Source organism: Pseudomonas sp. PME37.24/006, assembly GCF_055556635.1.
The window spans coordinates 1-231 of the sequence record NZ_JBVHNL010000318.1; the positions used below are offsets into that span (position 1 = coordinate 1).

1 pseudogene is annotated in these 231 nt (G+C 70.6%); it reads left to right on the forward strand.

Annotated features, from left to right (window positions below):
- Positions 1 to 44 precede the first annotated feature (44 nt).
- Positions 45 to 231: pseudogene (locus tag ACZ3GY_RS24890) on the forward strand (cytochrome c); the annotation flags it as partial.

Sequence of the window (231 nt, forward strand, 5' to 3'; positions counted from 1 at the left end):
GCTGGCTCTACCTGGGCCGCGAGCCGGCCGCCTCGGCCGCACCAGTGCTGCGCACGGCCGGCAATGACATCATCAGCCGCGGCCAATACCTGGCCCGCGTGGGCGATTGCGTGGCCTGCCACACGGCCTCCAACGGCCCGCTGTTTGCCGGTGGCCGTCCCATGCCCACGCCCTTCGGCAATCTCTACGTTCCCAACATCACCCCCGACGACGAGACCGGCATCGGCCGCT